Origin of the sequence: Allobosea sp. ASV33 (assembly GCF_016428755.1) — a bacterium.
Classification (GTDB): Bacteria; Pseudomonadota; Alphaproteobacteria; order Rhizobiales; family Beijerinckiaceae; genus Allobosea.
The window spans coordinates 1-10,729 of the sequence record NZ_JAELTI010000138.1; the positions used below are offsets into that span (position 1 = coordinate 1).

Genomic DNA, 10,729 nt, shown 5'->3' on the forward strand with positions numbered 1-10,729 from the left:
CCACTATGCCGTTCAGGCCTTGCGCCCGAATGCCAAGCTCTGGAGCACCGATGTCTGCGTGCCGATTTCAGCGCTGGCGCCTTGCATCGCGCAGACGCAGGCGGATATCGCCGATGCTTCCTTCCCGATCAGCATGGTCGGCCATGTCGGCGACGGAAATTTCCATCTCGGTCTGCTGATCGACCCGTCGGACCCGCGGGAGCTGGCGGAAGCGGCGGCGATCAACGACCGGCTGGTGCGCCGTGCGCTGGAGCTCGACGGCACTTGCACCGGCGAGCACGGCGTCGGCACCGGCAAGATCAAATTCATGCGGCTGGAGCACGGCCAGGCCATCGAGATGATGCGCAAGGTCAAACAGGCGCTCGACCCGCTCGGAATCCTGAACCCGGGCAAGGTCCTGCCCGAGGATTGAACCCTTCCCAACCAGAAAGAGCCCGGCGCCAAGCCGGCCGACGACGAACAGCGGAGGATATCATGCACAGCTTCACCACCCGCCGGGGCTTCGTGGCCGGCGCGGCCGTCACCGGCATCTGCGCTCCCACCATTCTGCGCGCGGCCGCGCCGATCTCACTGCGCGTCTCTTCTGCCGCGCCGGCCGACAAGTTCGGCGCGCATTATCTCTGGTACAAGCCGTTTTCCGAGCAGATTGCCAAGCTGGCCGGCGACCGCATCAAGCTCGAATATTTCCCCAACGGCCAGCTCGGCAAGGAAGCCGACGTCGTCAATCAAGTGAAGGTCGGCTCCGTCGACATGATGCTGACCGGCGCCTCGATCTGGGCCACGGTCGTGCCGGAATTCGGCATGCTCGACCTCGGCTTCCTGTTCAACAGCTACGACCATTGCTCGAAAGCGCTCGATGCCGGCGTCGGCCAGGCCTATGACAAGATGCTGGCCGACCGCACGGGCGTGAACATCATGGGCTGGGGCTTCCAGGTCGGCGCGCGCAGCATCTACACCAAGAAGCCGATCGCCAGCGTCGCGGACCTCAAGGGCGTCAAGCTGCGGGTGCTGCCGACCAAGGCCTTCATCGACACCTTCAACATCATCGGCGCGACCCCGACGCCGATCCCGATCAACGAGCTCTACACCGCCGTGCAGACCGGCGTCGTCGACGGTTTCGAGCATGACCCGGGCACGACCATCGCCTACAAGCTCTACGAGGTCACCAATCGCGGCTTCCTCACCCGGCACATCTACACGCCGATGCTCGCCTATATCGGCAAGCGCGGGCTGGCCAAGATCCCTGCCGATCTGATGCCCGCCTTCCGCCAGGCGGCCGACGAAGCGACGCGCATCTCTCGCGCCGAGGTCAAGGACGTCGAGGCAGAGGCGTTCACCGATCTCAAGGCCAAGGGCATGGCCTATACCGAAGTGCCGCCGGCCGAGATCGCCGAGCTCAAGCGGCGCATGGCGGACGAACTCTACAAGCCCTATCTCGCGCAGTACCCATCCACAGCCCCGCTCTTCGAGAAGATCCAGGCCTCGGCCTGACGGCTCTTTCCGGCAACGAAGACCGCCGGCCGCGGCCGGCTCTCTGGAGGATCAGCGCATGGACGCCGTCGCAACCGCCGGCAGCGCGCTCGACGCGCGCCTGCCGCAGGACCGCTTTGCCGCGCGGGTCCTGTTTTTCATCGAGCATCTGGGCGGCGCGATCCTCGCGATCGACGTGGCCGTCGTCTTCCTCTCGGTGGTCTTCCGCTATTTCCTGCATGCGCCCTTCGACTGGGCCGAGGAGGTGGCCGCCGGGTTGATGACGACGATGGTGTTCATCGGCGCAGGCAGCGTACTCGCTCGCTCGCAGCATATCGGCATCGAGGTGCTCGTCTTGATGCTGCCGCCGAAAGGGCGCGCGATCGCCGCGGCGGCGGCCGCCTGGATCACGCTGCTGGTCTCGGCGACGCTGCTGGTTTCGAGCGCGCAGCTCTTCGAGGACACCGCCGGCCAGTTGACGCCGACCGGCCTGCCGCAATGGATCTTCCTTCTGCCGGTGCTGTTCGGCGGGTTCGTGATGGCGGCCTTCGCCGTCGCCAATGTGCTGAAGCTGCCGGCCGGGCCGCGCTGGACCGCGCTCGTCCCCTTGCTGGTCATCGGCGCGGCGATCGCCGGCTGGAACACGCTGCTGCCGCAGTTCGCCCTGGCGCCGATCCATCTGCTCACGCTGGCCGCCGTGGGCGGCCTGCTGATCGGCGTGCCGATCGCTTTCGCGCTCGCCTTCGGCGCCATGGCCTATTTCCTGGCCGATCCCTCGCTGCCCATGCTGATCTGGGCGCAGCAGGTCGCCTCCGGCGCCAATCATTTCGTGCTGCTCGCCATTCCCTTCTTCGTGTTGGCCGGGCTGACGATGGAGAGCAACGGCATGTCCGCGCGCCTCATCGAGCTGCTGCTGCGGATGATGGGCCGGCTAAAGGGCGGCATGAACCTCATCGTCATCATCGCCACGGCGCTGTTCTCCGGCGTGTCGGGCTCCAAGCTCGCCGACATTGCGGCGGTTGGCGGCGTCATCATGCCGGCGATCCGCAAGACCGGTCAGGACGAGAACGAGACGGCGGGGCTGCTCGCCTGCACAGCGGTGATGGCCGAGACCATCCCCCCTTGCGTCAACCTGATCATCTTCGCCTTCGTCTCGAACATCTCGATCGGCGGACTGTTCATGGCCGGCCTCGTTCCGGCAGGGCTGATGGCGGCGGCGCTGGCGGTCGTCGCGGTCATCTACGGCACGCGCGTCGATGTCGAGAAAGTCTTCGTCGGCGGCACCAAGCGGCCGATGCTGCCGCTGATCCTAGGGGCCGGCGTCACGCTGGCGATGATCCTGATGATCGGGCGCGGCGTCACCGCCGGCATCGCGACCTCGACCGAGATCTCCGCATTCGCCGTGGTTTATGCCTTCCTGATCGGCGGGCTCGCCTTCCGCGAGCTGAGCTGGCGGCTGATCGTGCAGCTCTTCGTTCGCTCGGCGGCGATGACGGGAAGCATTCTCTTCATCGTCGCGGCGGCCTCGAGCCTGTCTTACGCGATCACCATCGAACGGATCCCCGACCAGATCTCGACGCTGATGATCGGCGTCGGCCACAGCGTCGGACCGATCGGCTTCATCCTCGTCAGCGTCGTCGTGATGGCCTTTTTCGGCATGATCCTGGAGGGCGCCCCCGCGCTCATTCTGTTCGGGCCGCTTTTGACGCCGATCGCGATCAAGCTCGGCATCAACCCGCTGCAGTTCGGCACGATCATGGTGGTCGCGATGGGTCTCGGCTTCTTCGCACCGCCCATCGGAGTCGGCCTCTTCGCCACCGCCGCAATGACCGGAACCAAGGTCGAGAACGTCACCCGGCCGATGATGAAATACATCGCTGTGCTGATCGTGGCGCTGCTCGCGCTGGTGGTCTTTCCGGTCTTCTCGCTGTGGCTACCCCGCTATCTGGGGATGATAGGTTGAGGCTCTCCGGTCGAGATTGAGCCGCAACGGCGTCGGCAGCGGCTATCGAGACGCCCGATTTCCGCACATCGGGCTCCCCGCCAGGAAACGGATATCGCGCCTCGTCAGCCGAAGAACCGGCGGTATCTCGTGCCGCTGCCGCCCTGTTCAGTTTCCGGCGGGCTCCGGAATCTGGATGTCGATCAGCGGCGCGTAGTGTTGGCTGCCAAAGAGGTCGCCGTCGCCGAGCGTGCCGCTGCCGCTCTCGCGGGCGATGGTGAACTTGATGGCGAAGGCCGGATCGAACTCGACATGGTCGGTCAGCCGCGCGCGCTCGATGCCGAAGACGCGGCAGACCGCCGCGGGCGACAAGGCGCCGCTCGCCCGGACATGGTCGTAGCTCGTGCGATCCGGGAAGATCACGTCGAAGGTGATGTGATCGACGCCCGCATTCTTGCTGCGGATCGTCTTGGCGATTGCGGAGAGGGGACGGCTCGCGGGGCTCATGTCAGACTCCGGCTTGCGTCATATGGACCCGGAACGGCTCCATCGGGTCGTCGATCGGCATGGTGTGGTTGAGCGTCCAGCGATAGGCGGGGCTCGCCGGCATGACCTCGTCGAGCAGGAAGGCGACGCCGCCGGCCGTGCCCTTCACGTCGGGCAAGCGCGCATAGAACATCTGCCGTGTGCCCATGATGCAGATCTCCTCGGCCATCTCGCGCGTCGGCGCGACGGCCTGGACGACGACGCAGAGCTCGTGGCCGGGCTTGTCGCGCAGCGGCTCCAGCATGCCCATGACGCCGTCGCGCCCGTAGACGTTGTAGGAGAGCTGGTAGCCCTCGCTGCCGAAGCGCTCCTGCACCATCCCGCGCGCCCAGGCGATGACCTCGTCGACACGCTGCACCGTATAGGGGTCGCGGATGCCGACCAGCCCGACATAGCGCTCGCCGACCTTGCCGGAGCCTTCGAGCTTGACCCGGAGATCGGTGGCCGGGACGTAGCGCGGGCCGGTCACGCGCGTGGTGCGCTCGTCAAGCTGCTCGTAGACGCAGTCGCGCATGTCGATATGGCCGCCGACGAAATGCTCGTAATAGGGGTTGGCGCGCTCATACATCGCGTGCCCGGCGACCGAGGCCACCGTGCAGCGCTGCTCCGGCAGCATCGCGGTGACGCGGACATCGTCCATGGTGATCTCGCCGAGGATCGATTCCTTGCCGCCATAGGGCTCGGCGCAGAAGGAGGCGCACTCCATCACCTTGCCGAAGTAATAGGCCAGCGCCTCGGGATAGCCCTTGCGGATGGCGGGGGCGGCGAAGATCGCGCAGTCGCTGGAGCGGCCGCCGATGATGACGTCGGCGCCCATGTCCATCAGCTTGATATAGGGGTGCACGCCGGCGACGGCGACGATGCGGTCGGTGGCGTCGAGTTCTGCGTCCGTTAGATCGGCGCGGCCCGGCAGCCCGGCGATGGTGCCGCCGGCGGCCATCTTGGCGCGCACCGTTTCCCCGGCGACCTCCGAATAGAAATAGCCGAGCTTGAAGCGCGGCAGCTTGTGCTCGCGGGCGATGTCCTGGACCAGCTCGACGAAGCGGTCGACGCGGCTGTCGGTGCCGGTATCGCCGGCCGAGCCGATGATCACCGGCAGGCCACGCGGACGCGCGCCGAGCAGCATCATCTCGACATCGTGGCGCTGCCAGGAGAGCGGGCTCGCCGTCCCGTCCATGCCGAGCGGCACCGGGCCGATATCGCAGGAGCCGGAATCGCAGGCGACGATGTCGGGCGAGGCCTCGATGCCGTGGTCGAAGGAGCCGCGACGGCTCGGCGCGAAGCCGAGATGGCCGTTCGGGCAGAGGATCCTGAGACCCCGGTTGGGAAGGGTTGCGGTTTTCATGGCGTGTCTCACTTGCGCAGGATCAGGCAGTCTTCGGGCGCCACGCGCCAGAACAGGGTCTTGCCCTCCTCCAGGCCCGGCCGGGGGCGGACATGGGCGCAGAGCCCTATCGGGCCGGACTTGAGGAAGACGTGCTGGACGTCGCCGACGAAGAGCGAGCGGGTGACGACGCCGCTGCCGCCCTGCCCGGGGCCGGGCGCGTCGTCGAGGCGGACATCGCCGGGCCGGAAGGCAATGGCGGGCGCTTCGGCCGGAGCTCCGGGCTCGACCTCGCGGCCGCGCAGCACGGTCTGGTCGGGCAGGCGGACTTCGCCGCTGCCATGCGCCAGCTCGCAGGGGAGGATGTTGCGGACGCCCAGGAACTCGGCGACGAAGCGGGTGCGCGGGTTGCGGTAGATCTCCTGCGGCCGGCCGGCCTGCTCGATCCGCCCGCCGCGCATCACCACCACGAAGTCGGAAAGCGAAAACGCCTCCTCCTGGTCATGGGTGACGTATAGCGCGGTGAAGCCGAGGCGCTTGCGCAGATCGGCAAGCTCGTCGCGCATCTGCAGGCGCAGTTGCGCATCCAGGTTCGAGAGCGGCTCGTCCAGAAGCACGAGCTTGGTGCCGAAGGCGACGGCCCGCGCCAGCGCCACGCGCTGCTGCTGCCCGCCGGACAGCATGGTCGCGGGCCTGTCCGCGAAGCGGGCGAGATCGACCAACTCCAGCGCCTTGTCGACGGCCGGCTTGAGCTCGGCGGCGGGGCGCCCGCGGACCCGGAAGGGAAAGGCGACGTTCTCGAAGACCGTCATATGCGGCCAGATGGCGTAGGACTGGAACACCATCGACAGGCTGCGCTTCTCGGGCGGCGCATCGATGCCGGCGCTGCCGTCGAAGGCCGGTTTGCCGTCGATGAGGATGCGCCCGTCGCGCGGCCGCTCCAGCCCGGCCACGGCGCGCAGCGTCGTGGTCTTGCCGCAACCGGAGGGGCCGAGCAGCGTCACCTGCTCGCCGGCGGCGATACCGAAGCTCACCTTGTCGACCGCACGCACATCGCCATAGGCGATGACGAGATCCTCGACGCTGACGAATGCAGGGCTCACGCGGCGACCGCCTTCTGACGAAGCCGCGCCACGACGGCGAGGGCGGCGAAGGTGACAAGGAGCTGCATGACGCTGAGGGCGGCGAGCGCGTTGACGTTGCCGGCCTCCCAGAGGTCGAAGACAGCGACGGACAGCACGGTGCTCGGCGCGGTGTAGAGCAGGATCGAGGAGGAGATTTCCTGGAGCGACAGGATGAAGAGCAGCGTCCAGGTCGCGACCAGCGTCGGCCGGGTCAGCGGCAGGACGATGCGCCTGAGCGTCCCGAGCAGGCTGGCGCCGGAGACGCGCGCCGCGTCCTCAAGTTCGGGATGGAGCTGGCGGACCGCGCTCGACAGCGCCCGCAGGCCGAAGGGCAGGTAATGCGTGACATATGCCAGCAACAGGATGCCGATCGTGCCGTAGATCGGCAGCCAGCTCAGGCCGACATAGCTCCAGAGCAGACCGAGCGCGAGGACGATCGGCGGGATCGCCAGCGGCATCATGCCGACCTGGTCGAGGAAGCGCGCCGCCGGGCCCCGTGAGCGCACGATCACCCAGGCCATGGCGAGGCCGAGCGCGCAGATGATCGTCGCCGTGAGCAGGCCGAGGACGAGGCTGTTGCGCGCCGCCAGCAGCGTCTTGGGATAGGTGAAGAGCACATAGGCGAAGTGGCGCAGGTCGAAGCTCATCAGCTTGGGATCGACGGTGATGAAATTGACCAGCGCCGCCCAGCACAAGGTCGCGACCGGCAGGACGACGGCCGCCAGGACATAAAGCAGCACGATCCCCAGCAGCACCGGCCGCCAGCGGCCGACCTGCACGATGCGCGGGCGGAAGGCCTTGCCGGTGATGGTGACATAGGAGCGGCGCTTCAGGATCGCCGCCTGCAGGGCGACGAGCGCCGCCGTGACGACGAGCAGGAGCAGGCCCCAACCGGCAGCCTGCGACACCCGCGCCGGATAGCTGTTGAGCAAACGGTAGATCTCGGTCCCCGCGACATAGAAGCTGGCGGGCATGCCGAGCACGGCGGGAACGCTGAACAGGCCGAGCGACTGGACGAAGACGAGGAGTGCGCTGCCGAGCAGCGCCGGCAAGGCCAGCGGCATCGTCACGCGCCGGAAGGCGGCGGCGATCGAGGCGCCATGCACGCGGGCGCTTTCCTCCAGCGCCGGGTCCATGCCGCGCAAGGCACCCGAGATCAGCAGGAACGGCAGCGGCGCATAGGCCAGCGCGGCGACGATGACGACGCCGCCGGCCGAATGCAGATTGACGAGCGATCCGGACAGGCCGAGCCAGCTCTGCGCCAGCAGGTTGATGAGGCCGCCGCGCGGTGAACCGAGCCAGGACCAGGCCACCGCCGTCAGCAGCGGCGTGATGTAAAGCGGCAGCAGCACGAGCTGTTCGAGCCCGCTGCGCCAGGGCGTGTCGGTCCGCACCAGGATGACCGCAAGGAGGCCGCCGAGCCCGGTGGCCAGGATCGTCGTGCCGAGGCCGACCGTCAGCGTGTTGCCGAGCACGCGGCTCGAGGCGAGCACGTCGGTGAGCGCCGTGACCGTGAAGCCGTCCTCGTCGCCGAAGGCACCGATGACGACCGCAACGAGCGGCACCAGCACCATGAGGGCGACGATCACTGAGAGAGCGACGGCAAGCAGCCGCTCTTGCCCGACGCCGCGTCTGAGGCGGCCGGCCTTCTGTGACGGAGGTGCGGACAAGGGTCAGGCCTTGAAATAGCGGTCGAAGGTTTCCGGAAAGCGTCGCGAGGCGCGTTCGTAGTCCGGCATGTCCTGCGGCAACATCGGCTTCGTCTGGTCGAGCGGCATCTGCCCGGTTGGCGGAGCAACGCCGCGCCGCATCGAATAGACCTTGAAGATCTCGGTATTCAGCAAGGTCTGCCCCTCGGCCGAGAGGGTGAAATCGATCAGCAGGCGCGCGGCGTTCGGGTTGGGCGCGTCCTTGAAGATCGCGACCGGGGCGGTGGCGAGCGGCATGCCCTCGCTCGGATAGACCCCGACGATGCCCGCCTTGACCGCATCAGGATCGAAGGCGCGGAAATGATCGACCGTGGCGCCGACCAGCGCCTCGCCCCGCACCAGCATATCGATGAGCTGGGCCGCAGTGGAAACGATCACGGGTTCCTGCTGGCCCCAGCGCCGCATGAAATCGGCGCCGAACCGCTTCTCCAGCAGATACATCTGGTTGAAGCTCGTGCCCGCCGCCGAATCCTGGATGACGAGCTTGCGGCCCTTGAACTCCGGATTCAGCAGGTCGGCCCAGGCCTTGGGAGCCTTATCAGCCGGCAGGATGTTGCGGTTATAGGCCATGATGACGCCGACGATCCGCGCGATCGCCCATTGGTCGCGATCGGAAGCTTCCGGTGGATAGGCATCGAGCTCCGGCGAGCGATAGCCCAGCAATTGCCCGCGCTGCGACATCGCCAGATAGGGCGCGAGATTGGCAACATGCAGCACGTCGAAGGTGAGCGCGCGTGCCTTGAGCTCGGCATCGACCCGCGCCAGCACGCGCCCGGCCGGCGCCGAATAGAGCCCGGTGGTCGCATCGATGAAGGGATAGCGCGCGGTGAAGGCCTGGATGAATTGCGGGAAGTTGGGCGCCGATGCCGAATTGGCAAAGTTGACCCGGCCTTCGCGCTTCGCGCCTTCGATGACGGCATTTCGCTCCTGAGCAGAGAGGCGCGCCGGCAAGCCAGAGGCCGCGAGCGAAAGCATCGTCAGGATTTGACGTCGGTTCAGTCGCGCCACGGCAGCACCTCGTCGATCAGCGAACAAGGGCAGTCTGTCACAGTCCGAGGACTAGTCAATAATACTTTTCAGAAAATCTCATAACTGTAGCTATTGATAGATTTATATTTTCAATCATCGATCAGCTTTTCTGGCGCGATCAATGGCTCCCCAGTCTCCGTCTCGGCCTGTCCTGCCGCGGCATAATACATGTTGAGGTCGCTCTTCTGGGCGATGAAGCTGGCGGCGGCATCGATGACGACGCGCATCGGCAGGGACGGCGGCGCGATCGCACAGGCGAGCGAGTAGGACAGGTTCGGAGCCGGCTGCGCGGTTTCGATCCGCACGAGATGGCCGGCCGCGAGATCCTGCTCGGCGGCCGATTGCGAGACCAGCGCGACACCGATTCCGGCCCGGGCGAGATGCAGGCGCACTGGCAGATGCGAGGCGCTGTGGTTGCGGTGCGGCTCGGCGCCGTCCTGCCGGAACCAGTCCAGCATCAGCGTATGCAGCAAGGTCCCCGGCCGGTCGGAGATGATCGGCCAAGCCGCCAATTCGCGGGCCGTGAGCGAGCGCATCGGCAGGTTGAGCCGGGGATGGGCGACCCAGATATTGGAGACCGCTCCGACGGAGACGCTGAACAGCCGGCTGCCGTCCAGCGGACCGGCGACGACCGCGACATCGAGCTGGCCGCGCTCCAGCCCGGCGCGCAGGGTCTCGCTCGAGTCGACCGCGACCTCCAGCACGAGGCCGGGATGGGAGCGTGCGATGCGGTCGACGAGGCTCGGCAACCAGGTCATGGCATGGATGCTGGTCGCGCCGAAGCGGACCCGGCCCGAAATCGCGTCGCGCGTGCCGATCCGCTGCTGGACCTCGGAGGCGAGCGCGACGAACTGCGCCGCATAGGGCAGCAGCTCCTGTCCCTTCGGCGTCAGGACGACGCCGCGGCCGACCCGCTCGAACAAAGGCAGGCCGAGCCCCTCCTCCGCCTCCCTGACACGCGCCGAGATCGCCGCCTGGGATACGCCGAGCTGGCGCGCGGCGGCGTGGAAACTGCCCAGGCGACCGATCCAGTAGAAGGCTTCGTAGTGCTTCAGGTTCATCCAGGGCTCACCGATCGACACTGCCGGAACGGGTGTCCGCCTATCCCTGCAAGAGGATGGGACCCGAGGCAATCTCGCGCCGATCCTCGGCGCGCCTGCCCCCGCGGAAGCAGGCGCTCGAAAGCGGACATCCCCGTGGCGGTCCGCGGCCACGAGATCAGGTGCGGCCTCATCGACACCGCCTCCATGTCGCAGGAGCTGGAAAGCGACGATGGCGACGCTGGCTGGCTTCGCGGCGCGGATGCGAGCGCCCGCGTTATTTCTCCGAACGCGGATCGAAGGCGTGCTGCATGGCGTCGCCGAGGAAATTGACGGCGATCACCGTGATGAAGATCAGGAGTCCCGGATAGATCGCCAGCGCCGGCGCGGTCGTCACGAGCTCCTGGGCGTTGTTGAGCATGTTGCCCCAGCTCGGCGTCGGCGGCACGATGCCGAAGCCGAGAAAGCTCAGCACCGACTCGAACAAGATGACGCGCCCGACAGTCAGGGTGAAGGCGACGATGATCGGCGTGATGGTGTTGGGC

Annotated in this window: 10 protein-coding genes; 3 read left to right on the plus strand and 7 right to left on the minus strand. The window is 67.2% G+C overall.

Annotated features, from left to right (window positions below; all coding sequences use genetic code 11):
* The 3 genes from JHD80_RS25255 to JHD80_RS25265 form a co-directional block, all read left to right on the plus strand.
* Positions 1-412, plus strand: a 412-nt coding sequence (locus JHD80_RS25255) for an FAD-binding oxidoreductase (RefSeq protein ID WP_282568440.1), incomplete at its 5' end; no start/stop codon positions are given.
* A 62-nt stretch (positions 413-474) separates the two neighbouring features.
* Positions 475-1,491: a TRAP transporter substrate-binding protein gene (locus tag JHD80_RS25260; RefSeq protein WP_199093021.1), complete on the plus strand. Its 1,017-nt coding sequence runs from the start codon at positions 475-477 to the stop codon at positions 1,489-1,491.
* 58 nt (positions 1,492-1,549) lie between these two features.
* The gene (locus JHD80_RS25265) at positions 1,550-3,433 is read left to right on the plus strand and encodes a TRAP transporter large permease (protein WP_199093024.1); all 1,884 of its coding nucleotides are present in this window, start codon (positions 1,550-1,552) and stop codon (positions 3,431-3,433) included.
* A 147-nt stretch (positions 3,434-3,580) separates the two neighbouring features.
* On the opposite strand, the gene JHD80_RS25270 is transcribed toward JHD80_RS25265, so the two are convergent.
* The 7 genes from JHD80_RS25270 to JHD80_RS25300 form a co-directional block, all read right to left on the minus strand.
* Entirely contained in the window at positions 3,581-3,919 is a 339-nt protein-coding gene (locus JHD80_RS25270; RefSeq protein WP_199093027.1) for a DUF4387 domain-containing protein, read from the minus strand.
* A 1-nt stretch (position 3,920) separates the two neighbouring features.
* The gene (locus JHD80_RS25275) at positions 3,921-5,303 is read right to left on the minus strand and encodes an acyclic terpene utilization AtuA family protein (RefSeq protein WP_199093029.1); all 1,383 of its coding nucleotides are present in this window, start codon (positions 5,301-5,303) and stop codon (positions 3,921-3,923) included.
* Between the two features lie 8 nt (positions 5,304-5,311).
* Complete coding sequence (locus tag JHD80_RS25280) at positions 5,312-6,385, minus strand: ABC transporter ATP-binding protein (RefSeq protein ID WP_349237349.1); 1,074 nt, start codon at positions 6,383-6,385, stop codon at positions 5,312-5,314.
* Positions 6,382-7,995 carry an ABC transporter permease subunit gene (locus tag JHD80_RS25285; protein WP_199093031.1) on the minus strand — a complete coding sequence of 538 codons (1,614 nt, stop codon included), beginning with the start codon at positions 7,993-7,995 and terminating at the stop codon, positions 6,382-6,384. Before JHD80_RS25285 ends, JHD80_RS25280 begins: the two co-directional genes overlap by 4 nt.
* 84 nt (positions 7,996-8,079) lie before the next feature.
* Positions 8,080-9,123, minus strand: coding sequence for an extracellular solute-binding protein (locus JHD80_RS25290; RefSeq protein WP_199093032.1), 1,044 nt, complete (start codon positions 9,121-9,123; stop codon positions 8,080-8,082).
* A gap of 110 nt (positions 9,124-9,233) precedes the next feature.
* Positions 9,234-10,205: a LysR family transcriptional regulator gene (locus JHD80_RS25295; RefSeq protein ID WP_199093034.1), complete on the minus strand. Its 972-nt coding sequence runs from the start codon at positions 10,203-10,205 to the stop codon at positions 9,234-9,236.
* 256 nt (positions 10,206-10,461) lie between these two features.
* Positions 10,462-10,729: ABC transporter permease (locus JHD80_RS25300; RefSeq protein ID WP_199093035.1), on the minus strand; the 268-nt coding region annotated here is incomplete at its 5' end.